The sequence below is a fragment of the Alteromonas sp. 38 genome, assembly GCF_902506055.1.
Lineage (GTDB): Bacteria > Pseudomonadota > Gammaproteobacteria > Enterobacterales > Alteromonadaceae > Alteromonas > Alteromonas lipotrueae.
Genome location: NZ_LR733300.1, coordinates 1,900,080 through 1,924,572 on the forward strand (window position 1 = coordinate 1,900,080; position 24,493 = coordinate 1,924,572).

At 42.8% G+C, this 24,493-nt stretch carries 27 protein-coding genes; 17 read left to right on the forward strand and 10 right to left on the reverse strand.

Features of this window, described 5'->3' with window-relative positions; all coding sequences use genetic code 11:
• The first annotated feature begins 132 nt into the window (after window positions 1–132).
• Window positions 133–612 carry a c-type cytochrome gene (locus tag FLAVO9R_RS08095; protein ID WP_159530334.1) on the forward strand — a complete coding sequence of 160 codons (480 nt, stop codon included), beginning with the start codon at window positions 133–135 and terminating at the stop codon, window positions 610–612.
• Here FLAVO9R_RS08095 and FLAVO9R_RS08100 read toward each other — a convergent pair.
• Window positions 609–2,240: an FMN-binding glutamate synthase family protein gene (locus FLAVO9R_RS08100; RefSeq protein ID WP_159530336.1), complete on the reverse strand. Its 1,632-nt coding sequence runs from the start codon at window positions 2,238–2,240 to the stop codon at window positions 609–611. The two genes, FLAVO9R_RS08095 and FLAVO9R_RS08100, sit on opposite strands and share 4 nt — an antisense overlap.
• 322 nt (window positions 2,241–2,562) lie before the next feature.
• On the opposite strand from FLAVO9R_RS08100, the gene FLAVO9R_RS08105 reads away from it, so the two are divergent.
• The 3 genes from FLAVO9R_RS08105 (at window position 2,563) to bfr (FLAVO9R_RS08115) (ending at window position 5,217) form a co-directional block, all read left to right on the forward strand.
• On the forward strand, window positions 2,563–4,137 hold the full coding sequence (locus tag FLAVO9R_RS08105; RefSeq protein ID WP_062086274.1) for a cation:proton antiporter family protein: 1,575 nt from the start codon (window positions 2,563–2,565) through the stop codon (window positions 4,135–4,137).
• Between the two features lie 136 nt (window positions 4,138–4,273).
• Window positions 4,274–4,753 carry a bacterioferritin gene (bfr, locus tag FLAVO9R_RS08110; RefSeq protein WP_159530338.1) on the forward strand — a complete coding sequence of 160 codons (480 nt, stop codon included), beginning with the start codon at window positions 4,274–4,276 and terminating at the stop codon, window positions 4,751–4,753.
• Window positions 4,750–5,217 (forward strand): bacterioferritin, encoded by a 468-nt coding sequence (gene bfr / locus FLAVO9R_RS08115; RefSeq protein ID WP_159530340.1) that lies wholly within the window; start codon window positions 4,750–4,752, stop codon window positions 5,215–5,217. The genes bfr (FLAVO9R_RS08110) and bfr (FLAVO9R_RS08115) overlap by 4 nt, the downstream gene beginning before the upstream one ends.
• Before the next feature lie 6 nt (window positions 5,218–5,223).
• Here the strand turns inward: bfr (FLAVO9R_RS08115) and FLAVO9R_RS08120 are convergent, their stop codons facing one another.
• Window positions 5,224–5,610 (reverse strand): hypothetical protein, encoded by a 387-nt coding sequence (locus FLAVO9R_RS08120; protein ID WP_232370608.1) that lies wholly within the window; start codon window positions 5,608–5,610, stop codon window positions 5,224–5,226.
• Window positions 5,611–5,932: 322 nt separating this feature from the next.
• On the opposite strand from FLAVO9R_RS08120, the gene ccoN reads away from it, so the two are divergent.
• The 12 genes from ccoN to FLAVO9R_RS08180 all read left to right on the forward strand — a co-directional run bounded on the left by ccoN (window position 5,933) and on the right by FLAVO9R_RS08180 (window position 16,936).
• Window positions 5,933–7,366: a cytochrome-c oxidase, cbb3-type subunit I gene (gene ccoN, locus FLAVO9R_RS08125; RefSeq protein WP_159530344.1), complete on the forward strand. Its 1,434-nt coding sequence runs from the start codon at window positions 5,933–5,935 to the stop codon at window positions 7,364–7,366.
• 15 nt (window positions 7,367–7,381) lie between these two features.
• Window positions 7,382–7,987, forward strand: coding sequence for a cytochrome-c oxidase, cbb3-type subunit II (gene ccoO / locus FLAVO9R_RS08130; RefSeq protein WP_013784113.1), 606 nt, complete (start codon window positions 7,382–7,384; stop codon window positions 7,985–7,987).
• Window position 7,988: 1 nt separating this feature from the next.
• Entirely contained in the window at window positions 7,989–8,150 is a 162-nt protein-coding gene (locus tag FLAVO9R_RS08135; protein ID WP_013784114.1) for a cbb3-type cytochrome oxidase subunit 3, read from the forward strand.
• 16 nt (window positions 8,151–8,166) lie between these two features.
• The gene (gene ccoP, locus FLAVO9R_RS08140; RefSeq protein ID WP_159530346.1) at window positions 8,167–9,120 is read left to right on the forward strand and encodes a cytochrome-c oxidase, cbb3-type subunit III; all 954 of its coding nucleotides are present in this window, start codon (window positions 8,167–8,169) and stop codon (window positions 9,118–9,120) included.
• Between the two features lie 136 nt (window positions 9,121–9,256).
• Window positions 9,257–9,736 carry a FixH family protein gene (locus FLAVO9R_RS08145; RefSeq protein ID WP_159534494.1) on the forward strand — a complete coding sequence of 160 codons (480 nt, stop codon included), beginning with the start codon at window positions 9,257–9,259 and terminating at the stop codon, window positions 9,734–9,736.
• A complete protein-coding gene (locus FLAVO9R_RS08150) occupies window positions 9,736–12,138 on the forward strand; it encodes a heavy metal translocating P-type ATPase (RefSeq protein ID WP_159530348.1) in 2,403 nt (800 codons plus the stop codon). Before FLAVO9R_RS08145 ends, FLAVO9R_RS08150 begins: the two co-directional genes overlap by 1 nt.
• Before the next feature lies 1 nt (window position 12,139).
• Window positions 12,140–12,355: a cbb3-type cytochrome oxidase assembly protein CcoS gene (gene ccoS, locus FLAVO9R_RS08155; protein WP_159530350.1), complete on the forward strand. Its 216-nt coding sequence runs from the start codon at window positions 12,140–12,142 to the stop codon at window positions 12,353–12,355.
• The gene (locus FLAVO9R_RS08160) at window positions 12,342–13,001 is read left to right on the forward strand and encodes a sulfite exporter TauE/SafE family protein (protein ID WP_159530352.1); all 660 of its coding nucleotides are present in this window, start codon (window positions 12,342–12,344) and stop codon (window positions 12,999–13,001) included. The genes ccoS and FLAVO9R_RS08160 overlap by 14 nt, the downstream gene beginning before the upstream one ends.
• Window positions 13,002–13,050: 49 nt before the next feature.
• Window positions 13,051–13,791, forward strand: a complete 741-nt coding sequence (gene fnr / locus FLAVO9R_RS08165) for a fumarate/nitrate reduction transcriptional regulator Fnr (RefSeq protein ID WP_057791847.1) — start codon at window positions 13,051–13,053, stop codon at window positions 13,789–13,791.
• A 97-nt stretch (window positions 13,792–13,888) separates the two neighbouring features.
• Entirely contained in the window at window positions 13,889–14,812 is a 924-nt protein-coding gene (gene uspE / locus FLAVO9R_RS08170; protein WP_159530354.1) for a universal stress protein UspE, read from the forward strand.
• Between the two features lie 180 nt (window positions 14,813–14,992).
• On the forward strand, window positions 14,993–15,934 hold the full coding sequence (gene ttcA, locus FLAVO9R_RS08175; RefSeq protein ID WP_159530356.1) for a tRNA 2-thiocytidine(32) synthetase TtcA: 942 nt from the start codon (window positions 14,993–14,995) through the stop codon (window positions 15,932–15,934).
• The gene (locus tag FLAVO9R_RS08180) at window positions 15,935–16,936 is read left to right on the forward strand and encodes a patatin-like phospholipase family protein (protein WP_159530358.1); all 1,002 of its coding nucleotides are present in this window, start codon (window positions 15,935–15,937) and stop codon (window positions 16,934–16,936) included.
• On the opposite strand, the gene FLAVO9R_RS08185 is transcribed toward FLAVO9R_RS08180, so the two are convergent.
• From FLAVO9R_RS08185 to FLAVO9R_RS08220, 8 genes are all read right to left on the reverse strand, one after another.
• On the reverse strand, window positions 16,928–17,563 hold the full coding sequence (locus tag FLAVO9R_RS08185) for a DUF2987 domain-containing protein (protein WP_159530360.1): 636 nt from the start codon (window positions 17,561–17,563) through the stop codon (window positions 16,928–16,930). The two genes, FLAVO9R_RS08180 and FLAVO9R_RS08185, sit on opposite strands and share 9 nt — an antisense overlap.
• On the reverse strand, window positions 17,560–18,351 hold the full coding sequence (locus FLAVO9R_RS08190) for a glucosaminidase domain-containing protein (protein WP_159534496.1): 792 nt from the start codon (window positions 18,349–18,351) through the stop codon (window positions 17,560–17,562). Before FLAVO9R_RS08190 ends, FLAVO9R_RS08185 begins: the two co-directional genes overlap by 4 nt.
• Window positions 18,344–19,105, reverse strand: coding sequence for a stress protein (locus tag FLAVO9R_RS08195; protein WP_232370609.1), 762 nt, complete (start codon window positions 19,103–19,105; stop codon window positions 18,344–18,346). Before FLAVO9R_RS08195 ends, FLAVO9R_RS08190 begins: the two co-directional genes overlap by 8 nt.
• Window positions 19,106–19,243: 138 nt before the next feature.
• Window positions 19,244–19,936: a LysE family translocator gene (locus tag FLAVO9R_RS08200; RefSeq protein ID WP_159530362.1), complete on the reverse strand. Its 693-nt coding sequence runs from the start codon at window positions 19,934–19,936 to the stop codon at window positions 19,244–19,246.
• Between the two features lie 100 nt (window positions 19,937–20,036).
• On the reverse strand, window positions 20,037–20,753 hold the full coding sequence (gene cobB / locus FLAVO9R_RS08205) for a Sir2 family NAD+-dependent deacetylase (RefSeq protein ID WP_159530364.1): 717 nt from the start codon (window positions 20,751–20,753) through the stop codon (window positions 20,037–20,039).
• Window positions 20,754–20,811: 58 nt separating this feature from the next.
• Window positions 20,812–21,636: a sulfurtransferase gene (locus FLAVO9R_RS08210; RefSeq protein WP_159530366.1), complete on the reverse strand. Its 825-nt coding sequence runs from the start codon at window positions 21,634–21,636 to the stop codon at window positions 20,812–20,814.
• A gap of 78 nt (window positions 21,637–21,714) precedes the next feature.
• Window positions 21,715–22,209 carry a thiol peroxidase gene (tpx, locus tag FLAVO9R_RS08215; protein WP_159530368.1) on the reverse strand — a complete coding sequence of 165 codons (495 nt, stop codon included), beginning with the start codon at window positions 22,207–22,209 and terminating at the stop codon, window positions 21,715–21,717.
• Window positions 22,210–22,274: 65 nt separating this feature from the next.
• Window positions 22,275–22,982, reverse strand: coding sequence for a tRNA-uridine aminocarboxypropyltransferase (locus tag FLAVO9R_RS08220; protein ID WP_201299250.1), 708 nt, complete (start codon window positions 22,980–22,982; stop codon window positions 22,275–22,277).
• Window positions 22,983–23,291: 309 nt separating this feature from the next.
• Here FLAVO9R_RS08220 and FLAVO9R_RS08225 point away from each other — a divergent pair, with 309 nt between their 5' ends.
• Window positions 23,292–24,431: a DUF2589 domain-containing protein gene (locus tag FLAVO9R_RS08225; RefSeq protein WP_159530370.1), complete on the forward strand. Its 1,140-nt coding sequence runs from the start codon at window positions 23,292–23,294 to the stop codon at window positions 24,429–24,431.
• Window positions 24,432–24,493: the final 62 nt, after the last annotated feature.

Below are 24,493 nucleotides of genomic sequence, written 5' to 3' on the forward strand. Positions count from 1 at the left end.
TCATTCCATTAACGGGAGTGGATAATTACAATATAGTTAACTTCCCTTCACATTTCTTTGATTGAAATCAATTCGCCGTTCTAGATTTTCACCATAATAAAGTTTCAGAATAATAAAGTTGGAGTCGTGAACATGGCAAAACTTACTACCGCATTACCATTTTTCGCATTTTTATTGGCGGGATGCGATTTAGGTCCAGATTCCCCTCGGGGTTTTAGCTTACCTGAGGGAAATGCCGATGCTGGCAAAGTTGCATTTCAAAAGTACCAGTGTACAGACTGTCACCAAATAGAAGGCATAACAATGCCAGAAGAGCATGCTTATTTAGTTCCCAAACCTATACCTCTAGGGGGAAGCAGCGGCAGGATCACTACATACGGAGAACTCGTCACCAGTGTGATAAATCCCTCTCATAAGCTAACGCGTAGACAGCCTGTTAGTATGACTTCTGTAGATGGAGATTCTCGCATGCGTAATATGAACAATGTACTTACCGTTCAGGAACTCATTGATTTAGTTGCTTATTTACAACCTAAATATAAAGTAGTGCCCTATCGAACTTCCGAGTATCGTTTGTATCAATTACGCATGCCAGTACAAGATGGCAATTAAGACACTGATTTCGTTTCTTCTTCGATTTCAGCCAATAGGCTGCATGGCATAAAGCTATCAGAATTAGCTTCTTTGACGTGCAGTTTAAATCGCTCGGGAATATCATCACCTAATAATGTACCGGTTTTTACTAGCGGAAATATTTCGTCGTATCGCGCGATACTTGCTTGATCTACACGTCTAAATATATGCGTGCGGTTTAATTCTGTTGTACTTACATGGCCGGTTGAAGACAGCATATCCATTAATGCATGTAAGGTTTTTTTGTGAAAGCGATACACGCGTTCAGATTTATCCGTCACATCTAGCCCTTTAGCCAGTTTTGGATCTTGCGTAGCAACGCCAGTTGGACACTTATTAGTGTTACACGACAATGACTGCACACAACCAAGCGCCAGCATCATACCTCTTGCACTATTACAAATATCTGCACCCAAACTTAAGTTTTTAACCAACTGAAATGCTGAGATAATTTTACCTGAGGCAATAATTTTTATTTGTTTTCTTAAGTCGAAACCAATCAAACAATCATCTACAAATGCCAGTGCTTCTCTAAGTGGGAATCCAATTGAGTTTGTATATTCCAGTGGGGCGGCGCCGGTACCACCCTCACCTCCATCTACCGTGATAAAGTCGGGGGTAATACCAGTTTCTACCATGGCTTTACACATGGCAATAAATTCACTCTTTCTGCCTAACGCTAGTTTAATTCCAATGGGCTTGCCACCACTTAGGTCGCGAAGCTTTTGTATATAATCAATCATCTCTAATGGCGTAGAAAAAGCGCTATGACGTGGTGGTGAATCTACCTGAGTACCTGGCTCTACGCCTCTAATTTTCGCTATTTCAGGTGTATTTTTATAGGCTGGTAATATACCACCATGGCCGGGTTTTGCGCCTTGGCTTAACTTAATTTCAATCATTTTAACTTGCGGCAAACACGCTTTGTCTTTAAACAAATTGGCATCAAACTTCCCGTCTTTGGTCCGGCACCCAAAATAGCCTGTGCCAATTTGCCAAACAATGTCACCACCGTTTTCTTCGTGGTAAGGCGTTAAGCCGCCTTCGCCAGTGTTATGGAAAAAGTTACCCTTCTTTGCGCCCTTGTTAAGCGCCAGAATGGCATTTTTAGACAGGCTACCAAAGCTCATCGCACTAATATTGAGAATGCTCGCATGGTATGGTTGCTTGCAGTCTTTTCCACCTATCGTTACCCTTGGGTCGTGGTTCATTTCATCAATATCACGGGCCGATAATGAATGTCCTATCCATTCATAACCATCGTCGTACGTATTTAACTGGGTGCCAAAAGGAATGGTTTCTCTACTGTTTTTTGCTCGTTGGTATACAATAGAGCGAAACATACGGGATATAGGCGCGCCGCCAGTATCTGATTCTAAAACATACTGCTGTATAAAGGGGCGCAGTGACTCTATGGTCCAGCGAGTTCTGCCAATTAGCGGGAAGTTTTTCAAAATCGCATGTTTGTTCTGGACTGTGTCGACTATCGCTAAAACCAGTAACATCACGGTTAACAATAGAAACCACCACGCTGGATGCCAATAAAAACCTAGCAATAGGTTACAAATAAATAATGCCGTTAAGCTTCCTAAGATTTGATTTCGCATAGCTACTCCACATGTGATTACCAGTTGTTACTGCTCCAACACAATTTCGGGTTTTATTAGGCGGTATATTTACGTATTACTATATCTTTAATTGATAAAACCTACAGCGATATAAACGCAACATAATGGTATCTATCTTTTCCCATTCGCTCCGGTTTCATTACATGCTAATCTAAACACCTCTATATACATCAGCGTGTTGAGTATTTTGAGTGATCGCCGCGCTAACTAATGTAAGAATGTAAGGTACGGATGTTATGGCTTAAACGGACGACAGACATTCCTATTTGTACTAATCAATCGAAATGGTGAAAGGTAATTCATGGAGTATGCATTTCTTCTGTTCGCATTTGTTTGCGGCTTAACGGTTAAACTTATCGGGATCCCCCCGTTAGTAGGTTACTTAGTCGCTGGCTTCCTACTAAATTTTTCAGGTTATACACTCACTGATGATCTTACCAAGATAGCCAACTTGGGGATTACCATTATGTTGTTCACTATTGGTTTAAAATTAAACGTTCGCGACCTAAGTAAACGCGAAGTGTGGGCCGGTAGTATTTCGCACACTCTCATTTGGGTGGGCATTGTGACTTGTGGTGTGTATGGCATTGCTGCAGTAGCCAGCCAGTATATAGAAGGGCTAACGTGGCAAAGCGCTACGCTGATTGCTTTTGCGTTAAGCTTCAGCAGTACGGTTTGTGTTATTAAAGTGCTAGAAGAAAGCGGTGAAAGTAAAACCCGTCATGGCCGACTTGCCATTGGTATTTTGGTTATGCAGGATGTGTTTGCTGTTATATTTTTAGTGGCTGCCACAGGCAAACTCCCTTCGGTGTGGGCACTTGGGTTGTTGGCACTTATTCCCGCGATGCCGCTTATTAACCGTGTTATCAATAAGTCAGGTCACGGAGAGTTACTCCCTCTTACTGGGTTCATTCTTGCCTTAGGCGGCTATCACCTATTCGAGCTTGTGAATATAAAAGGCGATTTAGGTGCACTGATATTTGGCATTATGTTAGCGCAACATGAAAAGGCCAGTGAGCTTGCTAAATCGTTACTTAGCTTCAAAGACTTATTCCTGATAGGCTTTTTCCTTACCATCGGCTTAACCGCACTTCCAGATTTCAACATGATTATTATCGCGTTGGTATTCTGTTTGTTTATCCCTATAAAGGCTGCCCTATTCTTTGGCTTATTTACGTCACTTCGATTACGAGGCCGAACGTCTTATTTAAGTAGCCTTGTGCTGTCTAACTTCAGTGAATTTGGGCTTATTGTAGGCGCGCTTGCGGTATCGCTAGGTTTATTGGCCGAAAGCTGGTTAGTAGTGATTGCACTTTCATTGTCCGTCTCTTTCGTTATTACTAGTGTGCTGTATCGCACCTCGCATTCTCAATATCACAAATATAAAGACACGATTAAACGTTACGAAAAGAACCGCCGGCTTAAAGAAGACATTTATCCTACGTTGCACAAAGCAGAGTTTTTAGTGTTGGGAATGGGACGCGTTGGGCAAGGTGCATTTAATGCGCTTTCTAAACTTGCTGACGTGAGTGTATGGGGTATGGACGCCGATAGAGTGAAAGTAAAACAACTTGCCAGTGAAGGGTTAAACGTTATTTGCGGTGACGGTGAAGATGTAGACTTATGGGACAACCTAGAAATTAAAAACGTTCACTTAATTCTTTTGGCACTCCCTTCTATTCAAGATGCCATTAATATTACCCGTCAACTTAGAAATGCAGGTTATACCGGTAAAGTAGCGGCAATCGCGCGGTATGAGGATGAAGTGAATTACTTACTAGAACAAGGTGTTGATAAAGTATTTAACTTTTTCACTGAAGCGGGTTTAGGTTTTGCGGAAGAAAGTTTAGCTTATGCAAATACGCAACAGGAATAGCTCGCTATTCTTAATGCAAACAAAGGATGAAGTGATAACCATTTCTATTTGTATGCCGTTGTTTTTAAAGTAATTTTTTGACATTTTTACGTTTTCGGTCTACACTAGCGTCATATTGATAATTAAGGTTTTTACTATGCAAGGTGACAAACAAGTCGTCGCGAAGCTGAATGATGTACTCATCAGTGAGTTAACGTCTATAAATCAGTACTTTCTGCATGCACGTATGTTCAAAAATTGGGGCTTACAAGAGCTCAATGAAAAGAACTACAAAAAGTCGATTAAAGACATGAAGCAAGCAGATGAGTTAATTGAGCGCATTCTATTTTTAGAAGGTTTACCTAACCTTCAGGCGTTGGGCAAACTTTATATCGGTGAAGATACTGAGGAAATGCTGAGCTGCGATGCCAGATTCCAAAAAGAACAGTTACCATTATTACGCGAAGCCATCGCGCTGTGCGAAGAGAAGCAGGACTACGTTACACGCGACATCCTAGAATCAATTTTAGAGTACGAAGAAGATCATTTAGATTGGATTGAAACTCAAGAATATCAAATTGGCGCTATGGGTATTGAAAACTACCTTCAGGCGCAAGTAATGGGAGATGACGAATGAAAGGTAATCAGACCATCATTAAAGGTCTAAACGAGCTACTTTCTTATGAACTGGCCGCTATGGATCAATACTTCATTCATTCTCAAATGTATTTAGATTGGGGTCTTACCAAGCTATATGAGCGAATCGACCACGAATTTGACGATGAGCGTGGCCACGCCACTAAACTTATCGAGCGTATGCTGTTTTTAGAAGGCGTTCCAGACATGGTCACGCGGACTGGCTTTAAAGTAGGTTCAGATGTACCTGAAATGCTTGAAAGCGACCTTCGTGTTGAATATGAAGTAGATGCAAAACTTAAAGAAGTTATCGCGCTATGTGAGTCTGAAAAAGACTACGTAACACGTGATATCTTAGTCGTACTACTTGACGATACCGAGCGTGATCACGCGCATTGGTTAGAGCAACAACTTGGCCTAGTGAAACGCCTTGGCTTGGCTAATTACTTACAGTCTCAAATGTAAGTAATACTAAATTTTAGTTTCGAAGTTCAGGTAGCTTGGTGCTGCCTGCCCTTCTATATTTAGCCGCAATTGCCACTTCATAGTCGATTCACTACAACTTCCCAACATAAACCAGCCTGACCATTCCCCATTGTGTTTATTTTCTAGCAACACGGGCACTTTTCCCATGTACATATTTACGCCTTCAATCCACGCGCTTTCTATGTTTGTACCTACAGGTAAATCGAGTACTAAGGTGATAGAGGTTTCAGGTTCTACTTTCTCTGAAAATTCCGCATAGGCATGCCGGCCATGTATTAAAAATTCACAGTGCTCGTTGACAAATGTACAGCTCTCTCCTATTTCCTTTAAGGGGCCCGAAGAAGGCGTGGCGGACATTTGGTATTGATGCACGGTAAATACACATGCTGCAACGACAAAAATACAAAGTGGGGTAAGCCACTTTTGTGAATAAAATGATCTCTTTTTGTTACTGTTATTTAGCATTTCTTAAATTTTGTATATTTCTTCATTGATGGAGATCAAGCTCAGGTAGTTTATGGTATCTTTTTGTAATTAAAAACCTTATCATCCGCGTACCAACTGGCTTGGAGACTATAATTATTACTCTTTCCGAGCTCGGTGTGAAGCGTTATTCCGTTGCTTTCGCATGTCTAGACCGTACTTGAACGGCTGTTGGAGACCATAGTTCATTTGAAGTGGAAGATTCATTAAAATGAGTGAAATAAGCCAAGCACAACCTGACTACAATTATAAAGTAGTTAGGCAATTTACCATTATGACCATAGTCTGGGGTATCATTGGTATGGGCCTAGGGGTATTTATTGCCGCGCAATTATTTGCACCTATGCTTAACTTTGACACACCATGGCTAACGTTTTCGCGTCTGCGTCCTTTGCACACCAATGCCGTTATTTTTGCCTTCGGCGGCTGTGCGTTGTTCGCAACGTCATACTACATCGTTCAGCGTACCTCTCAGGTTAGACTGTTCAGTGATAAACTTGCTGCATTTACGTTTTGGGGCTGGCAAGCCGTTATCGTATTGGCGGTAGTTTCTCTACCTTTAGGTTTAACCAGCTCGAAAGAATACGCTGAACTAGAATGGCCAATCGATATACTGATTACGCTGGTCTGGCTCGCTTATATCATTAACTTCTTCGGAACCCTAGTTATCCGAAAAGTGTCGCATATTTATGTTGCGAACTGGTTCTTAGGGGCGTTCATGCTTACCGTTGCTGTATTGCATATTGGTAATAGCATGGCCATTCCGGTGTCTTTCACTAAGTCTTACTCATTGTATGCAGGCGCAGTAGACGCCATGATGCAGTGGTGGTACGGCCATAACGCAGTAGGTTTCTTCCTAACTGCTGGCTTCTTGGGCATGATGTATTACTTCGTTCCTAAGCAAGCAGGTCGCCCAGTTTACTCGTACAGATTATCTATTGTTCACTTTTGGGCATTGATTTCATTGTACATTTGGGCTGGTCCTCACCACTTACATTATACTGCTCTACCCGATTGGACACAGTCGCTAGGTATGGTTATGTCTATCATTCTATTCGTTCCTTCTTGGGGCGGAATGATTAACGGTATAATGACGCTATCTGGTGCATGGCATAAATTGCGTACTGACCCTGTATTACGTTTCTTAATTGTTTCATTGTCTTTCTATGGTATGTCTACCTTCGAAGGCCCAATGATGGCAATTAAAACAGTTAACGCATTGTCTCACTACACAGACTGGACTATCGGCCACGTACACTCTGGTGCACTAGGTTGGGTAGCCATGGTATCAATTGGTTCTATCTACCACTTAATACCTATCCTGTTTGGTCAGCCGTCGATGTACAGCACACGTCTTGTTAATGTTCATTTCTGGTTAGCAACCATTGGTGTAGTGCTTTATATCGTAGCAATGTGGATGTCAGGTGTTCTTCAAGGGCTAATGTGGCGTGCAGTAAATGCTGACGGTACATTAACGTATAGCTTTGTAGAATCGCTTGAAGCGTCTAAACCTTTCTATGTGGTTCGTTTCATTGGTGGTTGTTTCGTGGTTACTGGCATGCTTATCATGGCCTACAACACATGGAAAACCGTTCGTGCCCCTAAAGGTAGTATCGCTGCTGATGTTACAACTCAGCCAGCGTAATAAGGAGACGACCTAATGAAAAATCCACATGAGTTAATTGAAAAAAATGTCGGCCTGTTAACCGTGCTAATCCTTGTTGCGATTAGCTTCGGTGCCATGGTTCAAATTACGCCGCTGATGTTTCAGCAGCAAACAATGGAACCGGTAACAGGCTTACGTCCTTACACAGCATTAGAATTAGAAGGCCGTGACATCTATATCCGTGAAGGATGTGTTGGTTGTCACAGTCAAATGATTCGTCCGTTCCGTGCCGAAACAGAACGTTACGGTCACTACAGTGTTGCTGGTGAGTCAGTATGGGAACACCCTTTCCTTTGGGGTTCTAAGCGTACTGGTCCTGACCTAGCACGTGTTGGTGGGCGTTACAGTGATGAATGGCATCGTGTTCACCTGCTTAATCCGCGTAACGTGGTACCTGAGTCGAACATGCCTGGGTTCCCATGGCTTGCAGAAAACAAACTTGACGGTAAGTTAACCGCCAAGAAGATGGAAGTTTTCCAAGGCTTTGGCGTACCGTATACCGACGAAGATGTCGCGGGAGCACAAGCGGCAGTACAGGGTAAATCTGAAATGGAAGCCCTTATTGCATACCTACAATCTCTTGGCACACATTTGAAATAATATGGATCAAGGAATAGTAGGTAGCATTTTTACTGTCATCGTCTTTGTTAGTTTCATTGGCATAGTTTGGTGGGCTTTTAGTAGCCGCAACAAGCAAAAGTTTGATGAAGCGGCGAATTTGCCTTTCGCAGACGAAGACAAAGAAAAATCAAAAGAAGATTAGCAGGAGTCTCGAACTTATGAGTATGTTTTGGACAATATGGATTTCAGTGATAACCCTAGGGTTAATCATTGGTTGCTATTTCCTTCTGCGCTGGTGTTTGTCTAACCAAACAGGCGTGCCAGAAGGAGAATCAATGGGGCATGAATTCGACGGCATCGAGGAGTTGAACAACCAGCTACCTCGTTGGTGGACAATCATGTTCTACATGACAATCATTTGGGGTTTTATCTACCTTGCCCTATATCCTGGATTGGGTTCTTACGAAGGCTTATTTGGCTGGAAGAGTTCAAACCAAGGCATATTGACGCTTGAAGAATCGGCGCAAGCGCGTATCGATGCAAAAGAGCAAGGCAAGTTTGTAGAGTACGATCGTGAGTTGGATTATGCAGCTGAAAAGTTCGACCCAATTTTCGAAGCGTATGCGCAAATTCCTGTTGAGGAGCTAGCAAAGGACCCTGAAGCGAATAAAGTAGGTCAGCGTTTGTTTATGCAAAACTGTTCTCAGTGTCACGGTTCTGATGCTCGCGGTCAAAACGGTGGTTTCCCTAACCTTACTGATAACGATTGGTTATACGGTGGTTCGGGTGCCAAAATTGTTGAAACCTTAACATTAGGCCGCAAAGCCGCTATGCCAGCATGGATAGATGTTATGGGTGAGAAAGGCATCGAAGAAGTGGTTGAATATGCATTAAGTCTTAGCGGACGTGATGTTGACCAGCAACTTGCTGACGCAGGTAAAGTTCGCTTTGCTGCATGCGCTGCCTGTCACGGCATGGACGGTAAAGGTAACCAAGCACTTGGTGCGCCTAACCTGACTGACAACATTTGGTTGTATGGTGGAAGTCATCGTGCGGTTACTGAAACACTAACCTACGGCCGAAATGGTGTTATGCCTTCATTCAAGAAAACCTTGGGTGATGACAAAATCCATGTTGTTGCGTCATACGTATATAGTCTTTCTAACGACTAAATTCGTATAACTAACAATAATGCTAAAAAGCCTCGTTATCACGAGGCTTTTTTTATGAGAAAATAGCCCTATCCGACTGTGTGCTTTAGCTTTTTATCGCGCCGGTTTTCCCGTAGTAAACGAGTTGATGTCATTAATGAATACACCTTGGTATAAACAATTTTGGCCGTGGTTTCTTATCGCAGTTCCTCTTATCACTTTGATAATGGGAGGCGTATTGTTAAAGCTAGCTATTTCAACCGAAGATAGCTTAGTGGTAGACGACTATTACAAAGAAGGTAAAGCCATTAATGCCCGGCTAGATAAAGAAGCCATTGCAAAACGAAAAAATATTACCACTGAGTTAACCATTACTGATGGCAGTATTGCAGTAAAATTCCATTCAGGTATTCCTGCAGAAGGAAACGCGCTTAAATTGAATTTTTATCATGTCACCATAGAAGAGCGTGATACAAGTGTATTATTAAGTCGTGATGCTAATGGTATTTACCGGGGTTTTGTTGAAAAAGACTTAACCGGTAAGTGGCAAGTTTCGCTTTCTCCTATAGATGACAGCTGGAAAGTACAAAATACGCTTCAACTCCCCTATTCTGGCGCTATCAAGTTTAACCCGTAATGAGCGAGAACCTTTGTTTCCATTGCGCGTTACCTAACGATGCAACACACAAATACGAAGCAGTAATATTAGGTGAAACTAGGCAGCTCTGCTGCCCTGGTTGCCAAGCGGTTGCTCAGGCCATCGTTGATAATGGCTTAGAAGATTATTATCAGTTTCGTACTGAGCCTGCCCAAAAGTCAGACGATGGTATATTAGAAAGCCTTTCTGCGCTTAATGTTTATGACGACCCAGCCCTTCAAGAAGAGTTTGTTTTTGACGAAGGACAGCACAAGCAAATACAGCTAACCCTTGAAGGCATAACGTGTGCAGCGTGCGGTTGGCTGATTGAAAAGCAGCTTTCAAAAGTATCCGGCATTGCGCAAGTCGCCGTAAACGTTCAGGAGCGCCGCGCACTAATAACCTGGGAACCCGATGTTATTAAGCTTAGCCAGATACTCACCACACTAAAACGCATAGGTTATGTTGGCTCACCGTTTCACCCTGATGAACATGAAGCGAGCTATAAGCGCGAGCAAAAATCGTTTATTAAAAAGTTAGGCTTGGCAGGCATCATGACCATGCAGGTGATGATGCTAATGGCTGGGCTTTACTTCGATTGGTTTGGTGCCATTGAACAAGAAACCCGTCAATACTTTTATTGGGTTGCACTCACCCTTACCACCCCAGTAGTACTTTATTCAGGAAGCGCGTTCTATTTAGGTGCTTTGAAGGCAATAAGCGCAAAAACCGTGAATATGGATGTGCCTGTCACCCTCGCGGTATTTGGCACCTACTTTGCGGGTTTACGTTCCACTTTGCTAGAGCAAGGTGAAGTGTATTTTGAATCCATATGCATGTTTATCTTTCTACTGCTGTTAAGCCGATTCCTCGAACATAGAAGCAGGCACCGTGCGGCGCAAATTTCAGCCAACATGATGCAGTATATTCCTGTATCTGCCACTAAAATTCAAGATGATGGCAGTATGATTCAATGCCTAGCAAAGCTGCTAGTGCCCGATGATGTTGTATTAATAAAGCCTGGTGAGACCATCCCTGTAGACGGTATCGTGCTAGACGGCACTGCTGCGGTTGATGAGTCTATGTTAACGGGAGAATTTAACCCCGTAAGTAAATCGACCAGCCATGTAGTTTATGGTGGTACAGTAAATCAAGATGGTACACTAACGGTTAAAGTAACCCAAAGCTTAAAGCATGCCTTAGTCAACCAAATAGTACGTTTGCAGGCTAGCGCCATGGCAAGTAAACCAAAAGCCGCGCAAATTGCCGATAACTTTTCCCGTTATTTTGTGTTCTCGGTGTTGTTGATATCGGCTTTAACATACAGTTATTGGTCGTTTGTGGGCAGTGAAGAAGCGTTTTGGATCACCATCTCGGTATTAGTGGCAACCTGCCCTTGTGCCCTTGGCTTAGCCACACCGTCAGCGTTAACCTGTGCCATGGCAAAGCTAAATCGTCAGGGCATTTTGTTAAAGCGTGCTGATGCGTTAGAGCAACTCAACGATATTGATACTATTGCCCTTGATAAAACCGGCACACTAACCGAAGGCAAGTTCTCGTTGCAACAGCGCTGGTTTGCTAAAGGGGTAGATCCGGTGCAGGTAATGGCGCTCACCGCATTGTTAGAGTCTCGTTCTGAGCACCCTATTGCGCGTGCCTTCGACAGCGATAATGTTAAGTCACAAAATAAAACCCCACCTAATAGCATGAACGGATTTACCGTTACACCAGGTGGTGGCATTAGTGGTGAGATAAACAACGTAGTTTTTACTATGGGCTCAGCCGTATTTTGTAACTTACCAACCACCTCTAAGGTAGACATACCGGCAAATGTGTTTTTGTGTGCCGACGGTGTATTAATGGCGGCGTTCTGCGTCAATGATAGCTTGCGTCAAGATGCCTTAGCGACACTCAACGCACTGAATGCACATCAATTGGTGGTGTTAAGTGGTGATACACAAAATAATGTTAATGCACTTACTGCCAGCTTACCTATCAATTTAGCGAAAGGTGGCCTATCGCCTGAGCAAAAGTATTCTCAGGTGCATACGTTACAAAAGCAAGGCCGCAAAGTCATGATGATGGGCGACGGTATAAACGATGCCCCTGTTCTTGCAAGTGCAGATGTGGCGGTTGCGGTAGGAAACGCCACCGATGTAGCCAAAACAGCGGCAGATGTTATTTTGCTGGGAGACAGCTTGCTGTCGGTACCAACCTTATTTTCAGTGGCTAAACAGGCAAAGCGTAAAATTCAGCAAAACATCGCATGGTCAGTAGGTTACAATATAATCATTCTTCCTTTTGCGGTGTCGGGTTTACTCTCTCCCTGGATGGCCGTGGTTGGCATGTCACTGAGTAGTATTATTGTGGTCACCAATTCAACGAGGTTATTAAGTAAATAACATGAGTATCATTTACGTCTTAATTCCCATCGCTATCATCATTGTTGCGTTGGCGCTGGTTATCTTTTTCTGGGCGGTTAAAACCAATCAGTTTGAAGACCTTGATAGACAGGGCTATAGCATTTTGTTTGATGATGATTTATCAGGTGATGAAAAGAAGCTAGCCGAGCAGCGAAAGCAGTTACAACAACGTAAAGAAACTGATGACAGAGGTTAATATATTCTCTGCCTTTTTCATTGGAATTGCTGGTGGAGTGCATTGTGTTGGCATGTGTGGCGGTATTGTTGCGGCACTACGCACGGTAACGCCAAGTAATGAACCTGCTTTACCCTACACCCTTGCCTATAATTTTGGCCGTATCCTCAGCTACACATTAGCCGGTGCTATTACAGGCGCTGTCGGCCAAATGGCAACCGAATTTGTGCCTATCGCTAAACCCGTTTTATCTTTGATTAGTGGCGTTATGCTGGTGCTTTTAGCGTGTTATTTGGGAAAGTGGTGGCAAGGATTGAATTATATTGAAGCTATGGGGCGCGGGTTATTTAAAGCTATTCAGCCCTTATCTAAACGATTTCTTCCATTCAAAAGCCCGGTTTATGCACTACCCTATGGTTTTATATGGGGCTGGCTTCCCTGCGGGTTGGTCTATTCCACGTTAACGTGGTCATTAGCATCAGGCTCGGCCGTTGACGGCGCTGCCATTATGCTATTTTTTGGGTTAGGTACTCTGCCCACTTTGCTGGCGGCAAGCGCAGGTAGTCAGTACCTAATAGCCGGTTTCAGGCACCCCGTGGTAAGACAATGCTTTTCTGGAATATTGGCTATTTACGCTCTCTTTTTAATTTATGCAGCAATTTCATAAACAAAAGAGTAAGATTATATTAAGTCGACCCTATTTATAGTTTGAACTTATGAGCAAAGGAAGCCAATTCTCAATTCATTGTCAAAATTGCAGTTTCAGCCACTTGTGTTTACCCGTTGCGCTAAACAAGACTGAGATTGAATCTTTAGATGATATTATTGAGCGAAAGAAACCCCTTCACAAGAGTGATTTGCTGGTAAAGTCGGGAGATACATTTAACTCTCTTTACGCAGTACGCACGGGCTCTTTTAAGTCTTTCGTCACCAATTCAGATGGTGAAGAGCAGATTACAGGTTTTCACTTCCCTGGCGATATTATCGGCTTCGATGCATTACGGGAAAACAAGCACCAAAGCTATGCCCAGGCATTAGAAACCGCCATGGTGTGCGAATTACCGTATGAGACGCTTGATGAGATGTCGGTTCAATTTCCGAAGTTAAGACATCAAATAATGAGTTTCATGAGTGCGGAAATTAAACAAGATCATGACCTCATGATGTTGCTTAATAAGCGCTCAGCGGAAGAACGTCTATTGTATTTCCTCTCTCAGCTTTCTCAACGTTTCGAAGAACGTGGATTTTCAAATAAAGAATTTCACCTAACCATGACCCGAAATGAAATTGGGAACTACCTGGGTCTAACTATTGAAACCATTAGCCGCTTATTAAGCCGTTTTCAAAAAGAAAATATTATCCAAGTGGACGGTAAACTCATCACTATTTTAGATTTTGATGAGATGTCACAACGTTTAACGTCTGTGGTTGCACCTAATATCGCCTGTAATAGCTAATCATCAAAGCTTTTGATCTAAAACAAGTTACGTAATAGCAAATAGGTATTACACTTAAATTGTAGCAACCAAAAATCTAAAAATGTTTGGAGGGGTTATGATTAAGTATGAACGTATTTTAGCGGTCATTGAAGCCGATAGAGATACCCAACCTGCGCTTAGCCGTGCATATGAACTTGCCAAAAAGACAGGTGCCTCTGTCACCGCCATGCTGGTGGTTTACGACTTATCTTACGATATGACAACCATGCTTAGCCCTGATGATCGTGAAGCTATGCGCGATGCGGTCACTAAGGAACATGCGGGTTGGTTACGGAAAATCCTTAGCGATTTAGGGTTTGAAAAAACCGATATTGTTGTTGAGTGGAATAACCGTGCCTTTGAAGCTGTTGTGCAGTACGTAATAGATAACAATATAGACTTGGTTGTAAAAGCAACCAAGCGCCATGACGATTTAGCCTCCGTTATTTTTACTCCTACAGACTGGCATCTCCTTAGAAAATGCCCCTCCCCCGTATTGTTGGTTAAAGAACATGAATGGCCTGAAAACGGCGAAATTATTGCGGCGGTAAATGTAGGCAGTGAAGACGACGAACATGCGCTACTCAACGACAAAATCACAGTTATTGCTAACGATTATGCCGCATTACTCAGCGGCAACGTAAATTTGGTTAACAGCTACCCTGCTACACCGCTTAATATTGCTATTGAAGTTCCTGAGTTCGACCCAGACACATACAACAACGCGGTAAAGCATCATCACGAACTCGAGATGAACACACACAGCGAAAAGTATGCTATCGATAGCGAGCGCTGTTATGTGAAAGAGGGGCTTCCTGAAAAAGTCATTCCAAGAATAGCCAAAGATATCGATGCCGAACTTGTGATCATTGGTACCGTTGGCAGAGTAGGTATTTCCGCGGCCCTTATAGGTAACACGGCTGAACATGTTATTGATGAACTTGTGTGTGATGTACTGGCAATAAAACCAGACGGCTTTATTTCGCCCCTTTCACGGTAATGCAAACGTGTTTGTACACAGCCTGTCGGCACTGTTTGCTAGCACCGCTCTATAGTCTTTTGCGCTATTGTTTTTTGCTAGCGGCTAGTGCCGACAAGATACAAAAAATCTTAACCTCGCACATTCAATTTTACCTGATTACTGTATAATGGTTTTTTTCGCAGTAACCAAGCTATTGATATGACCAGTGCAGGCACAAACCGTGCAGACGCCCCGTTAACCGCGTCTCAAAACAAACAAAAATACAGCTTTAACAAGCTACAAAAGCGACTTCGTCGAAATGTAGGTAAAGCGATTGCTGATTTCGGCATGATTGAACATAACGATAAAGTGATGGTGTGTTTGTCCGGAGGAAAAGACAGTTACACCATGCTTGATATTCTTATGTTTTTAAAACGCATCGCGCCAATTCATTTTGACATTATTGCGGTTAATCTAGATCAAAAGCAGCCAGGATTTCCAGAACATGTACTTCCTGAATACCTTGAGAGTGTAGGTGTTGAATACAAAATTGTAGAAGAAGATACTTACTCTATTGTTATGGACAAAGTGCCTGAAGGTAAAACCACGTGTTCGCTTTGTTCACGATTACGTCGGGGCATTTTATACAACACGGCCAAAAAATTAGGCGCCACTAAAATTGCGCTTGGCCACCACCGTGACGACATGCTAGAAACCTTCTTTTTGAACATGTTCCATGGCGGTAAGCTTAAATCAATGCCGCCAAAGCTGGTTAGCGACAATGGTGAACACATTGTGATCAGGCCCCTTGCCTATTGTACCGAGAAAGACATTCAGCGTTATTCTGATGCCGTAGAATTTCCTATTATTCCTTGCAACTTGTGCGGTTCTCAAGAGAATTTACAGCGTCAGAACGTTAAGGCCATGCTACAAGATTGGGATCGTCGTTTTCCTGGACGTATTGAGTCTATGTTTAGTGCGCTTCAAAATGTAGCACCATCGCATTTGGTCGATCAGAATTTGCACGACTTTAAAGGTATATCTACGCAGAACGGCCCAGTTGAAGACGGTGATATTGGTTTCGATCCTCCCACCTTCGCGTCGCCAAGTGAGCCTTCTGACGACACGGTTCACGTTATCAATTTGATGGAATCAAACTAAATGAAAATTGGTCTAGCATTAGGTGCGGGTGCCGCAAGAGGTTGGACCCACATTGGTATTATTCAAGCGTTAGAAAAGCTGGGTATTAAAATTGACGTCGTTGCAGGTTGCTCTATTGGTGCCTATGTCGGTGCAGCCTACGCTAGTGGCAAGTTAGAAGGCCTTAAAGAATGGTCTTGTTCTTTGTCAGATTGGCAGGTACTCGCCTTGATGGGTGTTGGCTTACGCAGAGGCGGCATTGCTAGTGGGCAAAAAGTGTTTGATAAACTTGCCAGTGAATTTTGTGCCCCAACCTACGAAGCAATGGAAAAACCGTTCGCCTCGGTGGCTACCGATTTGTACACGGGCCGTGAAGTGGTTTTCAGTTCAGGCGAAATTGGTAACACCATTCAAGCTTCGTGCGCTATTCCTGCACTATTTGCCCCAGTGGCTCATGGCGACCGTTGGTTAGTTGATGGTGCGGTAGTTAATCCAGTGCCTGTTAATCTATGTCGACAGCTTGGTGCCGATTTTGTGATTGCCGTGAACCTTAATGCTGACTTCAGGCCACTTAGGCTTGAAAAATTACGACTAGATCACGAAGAGAACCAAAGAAAAACCGAAGACTTTTTCACTAAAAGCCAAAATGTGCTTAAGCAATGGTTTTCACCTGACAGTAAAGAAAAAGAAGAAACGGAAACCGACAGCAAGCACACCGAACAAAAAGAAGGGGTTGCTAGCGACGCTATTGAGGCCATAGAAGAAACGATTTCTCCACCACCTAATAAAGTCCCCAGAGGTAACCCACCAGGGATTTTAAGTGTAATGAGTAGTTCGCTGGAGATACTTCAAGCGAGGGTGACACGTTCACGTTTAGCGGGCGATCCGCCGGATATTCTTATAGAGCCCCAATTAACGGATGTGGGTATTATGGAATTTCATCGTGCACAAGAGCTATGCGAAAAGGGTGAAGAAACCATCACCCGAATTGCTGAGCAAATTAAGTATCAACTGTTAGCTTGATGCCATAGCGGTAACACGAAGTGGGGCTTTCGGTAAGGTAAGCCCTTTGATTTCGTTGATTTCGCTTTGTTCTAGGTGAAGTATACCGTTGTTGATATGCAGCCCTTCTGGGGTAATATAATCTAAGTTTCTATCATCGAATTGCAACATCAACCCTTTAACGGTTGGCATTAAGAACGATAAAAAGCTGCCCATTTCATTGAAGAACGCTTCATATTGACCATAGATAAAATTCAGCTCTTCTTTTGTATAACTGGCGGTTAAGTATTCACTTTTTGTTTCAAGCTGAACTGACATATCGCACACATTTGCCGCTTCCGTTAAATCTATGCGTATAAATGCATTCGCTAATTTTAGCGCTTTTTCCGTAGGTACCGTGAATCTATACTCATCACTAACCTCCAATGGCATAGTTTGTTTGTCAGTGACAATTTCAGCGTTATTAATTTCACATAACCGCCCTTCACCAACCCTCAGAAAACCAAAAGCGAATTGCAGAGCTTGAGTGTCTTCATTATCAAGTTTTTTTACGTGGCTATAAAAACGGCTATATTCCACATTTACCATTTCGGCGGCAACACTTGAGGTGAGTAATGCGCCAATAAGCGCGCATGCTATACGTTTCATTCAGTTAAGAACTCCTGGTTAAACCGGATCATGGTTTGTAATTCGTCTACATAGGCCGCGCCACGCTCAGAGTAATTCATTAATCCCTCTGCCAAGGCTACACCAGTAATGGGGATTTGATTTGCTCTTAACCGCTCTCTGATTTCTCGCAAATCGGTATAGGCATCGTGTCTATTCAGGTTACGCATATAAGTATAAGTAGCGCGAGAAAGGCTGGAAAATTTCGCGACCTCGTGCGTTGCGCCCGCATTTCGTTTACCAGGTACAAAACCGCAACCTTTTACAAAGCACCAAATACCAAAAAAGTTATAACCTTTTCTAGCAAAACGACTGGTGCCCCATGCCGACTCGTTTGCCGCTTGAACGAGCACGAGTTCAGCAGGCAAAATATCAATTTTGTGAAGCAATGCAAGCAGACGAGACGTTAGCGGTTGTTCCGCCTTTACGCGGTACTCAGTTTGTAGCCACTCAAGGCGGCTAATGTCATCGTCAGTTAGGGACTCTTCGTTCAAAGCCTTACGATACAAAGTTTGTATGTAGTGTCTAAGGGTAAGTAAATACGCATTTTGTTTTTCAACTTCAGGGCGTAAGTAATCAAAAAACGCGCTCTTCTTTTCTTTTATATCAGTATAAGCAGAAAAATCAGGAACAGGTTTTGTCGCTTCAGGTGTTTCTGGAATATCTAAAATATCGGGCTCACGCTTAGTTAATATTAGCGCGTTAATGACTATTACTGCCAATACAGCGATAGTAATTAAAACAATTTTTAGGGTTTCCCGTTTATGCATCGAAGCTCGACTCATTCGTTTTACTTTGAACAGATTCAGATTGGGTAGGTTCGCCCTCTTCACCAATCATCTCTTCATACAACAAGCCTAGCATACTGAAATACAGGGGTAGAACCCAAACAAGGGACAAACCTAATGTAAAGGGAACGGAAATAAACAATATAATGAAAATGGCAAACACACCCGCTAACTGTGCCCAATAAGCATTAAATACACGGCAAGATAAAATTATAGCGCGAAGCGGTGTTAGCGATTTATCGGCAACTAGCATCAGTGAAAAAGAGGTCGCCATCCAAAAGTACACACCAGGGACCACTAACAATACCAAGCCGATTTGCACCACAATGCCATTCACCAATTGAGTAAGGGCTAATGCGAATATTAAAGAGACATAGCTGAAAATAGAAAATACCGTGGTTTTTTGACCTCTGGCATGGCTTACCCCCATCATATACAACCCGCTGATTAGTGGTGCAACTATGAAAATAGCGACAATTTCAATTAACGATTGGTGTTCAAAAATGAAGGTGCCGTCTTCATTAAAAGTGATGAACTTCTGAGCAACAAAACCGAGTACGACAAACGTAAGAAATAGAACCAATGATGCTTGGAATAAGCTTAAAAAATTTGCTTTAGCCAAACCATTAGCGCGAGAAAACAACGATTTAATATCGAAATCATATTGCTTTGAAAGTGTTCTTTCTAGCTTGCTCAATGGCTGGTTATCTTTAAAAGGCATTTTATTATCTGCCACACGTTCCTCTACTGCTGCTATCGAATTTAACCGCCGTATTATACATAAATATGGCGATTAACCCCAATAACCACGTGTTAGTTGATTAAATGTAATGACTCTCGATTTGCTTCTAAGAATAAATATCTGTGCGAAATGCTAGCCCAAGACTAATTTTGCGGCCAAGCCAACCAGTAAAACGCCCATTGCACGGTCGAGCCAGTACCCTTTTTTTCCAATAAGTTGAGCAATTTTACTGGTACTAAGTAGGTAGGATAAGAAGCAGAACCAAAGCCCTGTTGCTATGGCTAAGTAAATACCGTAACCAAGCTTGATTGAAAAAGGCGTGTCGATATCTATAATAGCGGTGAACAACGATAAGAAGAATAAGGTCGCTTTGGGGTTTAAGCCATTTGTTAAAAAACCAATCCAAAGCGCTTTTTGCGCAGATATTTGCGAGCTAGCTTTTTTATTATTGGCCGCCTTGTTATCAGCTAGCTTAGTTTCATCCAGATTATCTACGCTGTTGCTTACCCCAGACTCGCCGTCTACTCGTGGTTGGCTAGGCCCGCTTTTTAATGCACCATACGCAAGATACAAAAGATAACCCGCCGCAAGATAACTAAAGGTTTGAAACAGCCATGGCGTGGTGGCAATAACTACGCTCAATCCCACTAATGAATACCCAACGTGCAGCAAAATCGCTAGTCCAATTCCAATGCTGGTATAAATAGCAATGCGGCGACCGTAAGCGAGGCTATTTCGAACCACTACCGCAAAATCAGGGCCTGGGCTAGCTACTGCAACAAGGTGTACTAGGGCGATAGTTAAAAATTCATTAAGGTAAGGCATATATTTTTAATATTACTCTGTATTTTAAGTGTTCAGTGTCAGTGGGCTTACATGGTAGTAAAGCGTTTTTAGCCATGAAATCTTCAAGTCATGACTTTAGTTAAAGATCATATTCTTTAATTAACCGTGTTACAAACGCTGGGACTATGTCGGTGGCATTGCCGCTAATAGATTCATCGAACAACCAATTGTTCGCACTAGGTTCTAAATTCAATTCTACACATTTTGCGCCAGAATCTTTTGCATTAATCACAAACCCAGCGGCAGGATAAACATTGCCTGAGGTACCGATGGCTACGAAAATATCGGCGTTCGCAATATCTTGCGAAATTTCTTCCATATAAAGGGGCATTTCACCAAACCATAAAATGTCTGGTCGTAAGGTTGTGGTATTGCAACACGCACAAGTAGTTTGGCCGTCGAACGCCGTGTTGCATTCAAACGTTTTATTGGTCGTTACACACCGGCTGGACAGTAACTTTCCATGCATGTGCAAAATCTGTTCGCTACCTGCCCGCTCATGCAAGTCGTCTACATTTTGGGTAATTAACGTAAGTTGGCCTTTTAATACCCGTTCAAGTTGCGCTAGCGCTTCATGAGCTGCATTAGGCATAACACAGGCGTTGGTGAGTTGTAATCTTCGTTCATTGTAAAATCGATATACAAGCTCAGGGTTACGCGCAAAAGCTTCGGGCGTAGCCACGTCTTCCACACTGTGTTCTTCCCATAATCCGTTGTTATCTCGAAATGTTTTTAATCCAGACTCGGCTGAAATTCCTGCACCAGTTAACACGACAACGCGAGGCGGTGTATTCATAAGCTCAATTCCTTTGAAATATATACACGTAACACGACTACCCTAAATTAAACGAAGGTTAATCTTTCACTACTGGAAAAGTGGCGTTTGCTCCCCACTCAGACCAAGAACCATCGTAAATAGCAACATCATTTGCACCGCACATGAGTGCAGCAACGCCAATAATACACGCCGTAACTCCTGAACCGCAGGTACAAATAATGGGCTTCGACAAATCAATGTTGGCTTTTGCAAAAACATCTTTTAATTTTTCAATGCCTAAGAAAAAGCCATTATCTAACAGCGCTGTGAATGGAAGATTGTAAGCGCCGGGCATGTGCCCCGAACGAACCCCAGCACGAGGCTCTTCTACTTGCCCGTAAAACCGCGCTTCACTTCTGGCGTCGACAAGTTGAGCATCGGTTTTAATCGCTTGAATAACCGCTGAACTATTCACGAACCATTTGCTCTGGGCATTACTCTCATACTTAAAGTGTGAGGGAATGCGTTGTTCTGATAATGGTAAGTTTTTTTCTTCCCACGCTACTTGGCCGCCATTTAACAATTTTACGTTCTTATGCCCTATGGCCTTAAGCATCCACCAAACACGGGGGGCGCTGTACATTCCTCGAGTGTCGTAAACCACTAAAGACGAACGTTCGGTCAAACCCTGTCGCCCTAAGTACAAAGCAAAATCAGATTCGGTTGGCATACTATGAGGAAAACCCGTGGTGTGATCACTGCCCTCGCCGTCTAAGTCTATATCCACAGAGTTTGGCAACACCATGGCATCGCGAGAATCAGGCGTTTTGGTAACTGGATCGTCCATAACTGCACGCACTAAAATGATGGGTTCATCTTGCAGTTGCGTGGCAAGCGATTGAACATTAACTAACATCGACATACCACCCTCTCCATTGAAATGCCCACGTAACGCTGTGGGCATTACTGGTTTGATTTATTTACGCTTTACACTCTTAATTTACAAAGCAGCCATTGCTGAATCGTAGTTTGGTTCTTCCGTGGTTTCAGCCACTTGCTCGGTATAAATTACCTTACCGTCGGTATCAATCACAACGACTGTTCGTGATAGCAGACCAGTTAGCGGCATAGAGGTGAACGCTACACCGTAGTCGTCGCCAAAGCTTGTACGGAAAGTAGAACCGGTAACAACATTTTCAATGCCTTCAGCCCCACAAAAGCGGCCAGCTGCAAACGGTAAGTCAGCAGATACACAAATTACTTGTGTATTGTCTAAACCAGCGGCTTGTTCATTGAATTTACGCACTGACGTTGCACACGTACCCGTATCGATAGAAGGGAAAATGTTAAGAATAACGCGTTTACCCTTAAGATCAGCGAGGGTTACTTCACCTAAATCCGCTTTTACTAATGTGAAGTCTGGGGCTTGCTGCCCAACTTCTGGAAGCGAACCTACAGTTGAAACTGAATTACCTTGAAACGTAACTGTTGCCATGTTTTTCTCCTTGGGTTTTGATTGCTTAACCTTATAGTTAAGCGCGAATGCACGCAAGACAAGGGTTACTTAACTTGCGCCTTTGCAAATTCAATTTTGTGACTTAAATGGGGCTTCCCTTTCAAGTATTGATGTCGAAAAATACTGAAATATTTAGCAAGCGCCGTAGCCGCTTCAACCTCACCGGCCAAATCTAACACGTTTATTCCCACCTCTGCAGTGCAATGCTGGAATTCTCGTGTAGATTCACGCAACAAGTAATTCGATGATATTTCAGGGGATACACCCAGCACCGGAAAGTTATCAAGGTAAGGGCTTTTACCAAACATCTTTCGCGCTTCACGCCACGTGCCGTCTAAAAAAATAAACAACGGAATTTTATCTGTTTTATCTTCAGGCTTGGCTATGCAGCGCGCTGGCTCAGCATACTCGTGAGGAAATATGATAATGGGTTGGTATTTAGGGTTGCTTAGTAACGCCAGTAAATCCGGATCGGGCTCTGTTCTGTGCCACACAAACGCGTAATTTTCAGCTACCACATCCGCAATTAATCGGCCTGTGTTGGTGGGCTTGTAGTATTCGCCCTTGTACATGATGAATAACACCGCACAGGATGCTTGTGGTTCTGGCTTATCGGCACAAATACACGCGTTTACAGGCAGCAAACAAATGTCGCAACGGATAACTTTACTACCCCGCGCGTTGAATGCTCGCTTTGCTCGTTTGAGCTCAGACGTTCTAAGCGCCAGAATGGAATTAATATGTGGAAGCACGCGGTAAACTCAATCAGATTAGAGCGATATGGTAGCACAGAGCTATCTTGCTTATTCCTCTTATAACGCGAAAAGCCTATAACTCATATTGCCACTTCATCATTATCTAAGCCTCTAAACAAAATTCCTAATATTTTGGAATAAATAATTTCTCCTAAAACAATTCACAAAACAGCACATTATGCTGCCAGAAGGTTAACAGAAGGTTGGTAAATTGTGATGAGCCTATGGTTATTGTGAATTTGTAATATTTTAACGAATGCTGTGTACAAGTTTTCCATAACCTAAATAAAATTTTGGAGAATTGAAATGGCTATAGATGTCACCCCCAACACCGTTGCGACTAACGCGCTTCAAGCGCTGGATTTTAGTTCGTTGATAGGTGGACCAATGGACGCAATAATCAAAGCTCAAGCTCTGGCAGCAAAAACTACCTATGAGTTTATAAATGAAGTCTGTTTAACTATTGACCCCGATACGAACGAAAAAAAGCCAGTGAACGTTGTATTTACCTATAACAATAACGGCCAGGAAGCCACATTAACGGTTCCTTTACTTGTTATTTTAACAATTCCTAGCATTGAAGTTTCAGAGTTTACGATTGATTTCATCGCAAACATATCTGCTGGTTCGTCATCTACTGAAGAAACTAGCTCAGACACTGAACTGGGTGTTGATGCATCAGCAGAAGCATCACTGGGTATAGGTCCGTTTAGTATTAAAGTCAAAGCAGAAGCCAACTACTCATCTAAACAGCATTCTAAAGCCGCACAAGAATCAAAATACTCCGTTGAGTATACGATGAATGTAAATGTAAAAGGTGGCCAATCTGGTATGCCTACGGGTCTACAAACAGTGCTTAATATCCTACAAGGCAGTGCAACAACGGTTGGAGTAGATGAGCAGGTATTAATATCCCCTGCAAATTTAAATATCGACAGAACGCAAAGTGGCACTATCCAAGTCACTATGACCGATACCCAAGGTCGTAATGTCAAATCAGGTAAAGTTACCATTACTCCTGTGGGTGAAAATCCTTTCGCGTCCATTACATTAATCAAAGGTAATGAAGAAGAGGATTTACAAACCGAAGTAAATAATTTGGTAAGTGGTAAAAGACTGAATGTAACCAAGGATTTGATAAAAGCATACAGACGCAGAGATACAGGGCCTGAGATTAATGATGCTGCTGCGGTCACAGGTTACACCAACAGGAAAGGCGTGGTTCAGTTCCTTGTTACCTTGGCCGAAAACGCGGTTGATTCCCAGGGAAAAATGAAAATAGAAGCCATGGTACCTATCGCAAATTCTGACAAGACAGAGCAAGAGATAATTGATTACACATACACTGTGGTCACAAACACTGATCCTGTCGTTGATCCTGACGTTGAGGTAAAAGATGACTCACCTCAAGCGGTAAAAAATAGTCCGAAGGGAAAAGCTAAATGATTGAGCTACGGTGAAATATTAAAAAGTTAATTAAGTTCAATTTCCTACTTACTAGGGGGGAG

Excerpts from the sequence above, each read along its gene's own strand:
- ccoP (WP_159530346.1), top strand. The coding sequence starts at position 8,167 with ATGAGTATGTTTTGGACAATATGGATTTCAGTGATAACCCTAGGGTTA.
- FLAVO9R_RS08185 (WP_159530360.1), bottom strand. The coding sequence starts at position 17,563 with ATGAAACGTATAGCATGCGCGCTTATTGGCGCATTACTCACCTCAAGT.
- FLAVO9R_RS08135 (WP_013784114.1), top strand. The coding sequence starts at position 7,989 with ATGGATCAAGGAATAGTAGGTAGCATTTTTACTGTCATCGTCTTTGTT.
- FLAVO9R_RS08145 (WP_159534494.1), top strand. The coding sequence starts at position 9,257 with ATGAATACACCTTGGTATAAACAATTTTGGCCGTGGTTTCTTATCGCA.
- cobB (WP_159530364.1), bottom strand. The coding sequence starts at position 20,753 with ATGAATACACCGCCTCGCGTTGTCGTGTTAACTGGTGCAGGAATTTCA.
- ccoO (WP_013784113.1), top strand. The coding sequence starts at position 7,382 with ATGAAAAATCCACATGAGTTAATTGAAAAAAATGTCGGCCTGTTAACC.
- FLAVO9R_RS08095 (WP_159530334.1), top strand. The coding sequence starts at position 133 with ATGGCAAAACTTACTACCGCATTACCATTTTTCGCATTTTTATTGGCG.
- ccoS (WP_159530350.1), top strand. The coding sequence starts at position 12,140 with ATGAGTATCATTTACGTCTTAATTCCCATCGCTATCATCATTGTTGCG.
- FLAVO9R_RS08190 (WP_159534496.1), bottom strand. The coding sequence starts at position 18,351 with ATGCATAAACGGGAAACCCTAAAAATTGTTTTAATTACTATCGCTGTA.
- FLAVO9R_RS08210 (WP_159530366.1), bottom strand. The coding sequence starts at position 21,636 with ATGTCGATGTTAGTTAATGTTCAATCGCTTGCCACGCAACTGCAAGAT.
- FLAVO9R_RS08200 (WP_159530362.1), bottom strand. The coding sequence starts at position 19,936 with ATGCCTTACCTTAATGAATTTTTAACTATCGCCCTAGTACACCTTGTT.
- bfr (WP_159530340.1), top strand. The coding sequence starts at position 4,750 with ATGAAAGGTAATCAGACCATCATTAAAGGTCTAAACGAGCTACTTTCT.
- FLAVO9R_RS08150 (WP_159530348.1), top strand. The coding sequence starts at position 9,736 with ATGAGCGAGAACCTTTGTTTCCATTGCGCGTTACCTAACGATGCAACA.
- fnr (WP_057791847.1), top strand. The coding sequence starts at position 13,051 with ATGAGCAAAGGAAGCCAATTCTCAATTCATTGTCAAAATTGCAGTTTC.
- ccoN (WP_159530344.1), top strand. The coding sequence starts at position 5,933 with ATGAGTGAAATAAGCCAAGCACAACCTGACTACAATTATAAAGTAGTT.
- FLAVO9R_RS08225 (WP_159530370.1), top strand. The coding sequence starts at position 23,292 with ATGGCTATAGATGTCACCCCCAACACCGTTGCGACTAACGCGCTTCAA.
- ttcA (WP_159530356.1), top strand. The coding sequence starts at position 14,993 with ATGACCAGTGCAGGCACAAACCGTGCAGACGCCCCGTTAACCGCGTCT.
- FLAVO9R_RS08160 (WP_159530352.1), top strand. The coding sequence starts at position 12,342 with ATGACAGAGGTTAATATATTCTCTGCCTTTTTCATTGGAATTGCTGGT.
- FLAVO9R_RS08180 (WP_159530358.1), top strand. The coding sequence starts at position 15,935 with ATGAAAATTGGTCTAGCATTAGGTGCGGGTGCCGCAAGAGGTTGGACC.
- FLAVO9R_RS08100 (WP_159530336.1), bottom strand. The coding sequence starts at position 2,240 with ATGCGAAATCAAATCTTAGGAAGCTTAACGGCATTATTTATTTGTAAC.
- uspE (WP_159530354.1), top strand. The coding sequence starts at position 13,889 with ATGATTAAGTATGAACGTATTTTAGCGGTCATTGAAGCCGATAGAGAT.
- FLAVO9R_RS08105 (WP_062086274.1), top strand. The coding sequence starts at position 2,563 with ATGGAGTATGCATTTCTTCTGTTCGCATTTGTTTGCGGCTTAACGGTT.
- tpx (WP_159530368.1), bottom strand. The coding sequence starts at position 22,209 with ATGGCAACAGTTACGTTTCAAGGTAATTCAGTTTCAACTGTAGGTTCG.
- bfr (WP_159530338.1), top strand. The coding sequence starts at position 4,274 with ATGCAAGGTGACAAACAAGTCGTCGCGAAGCTGAATGATGTACTCATC.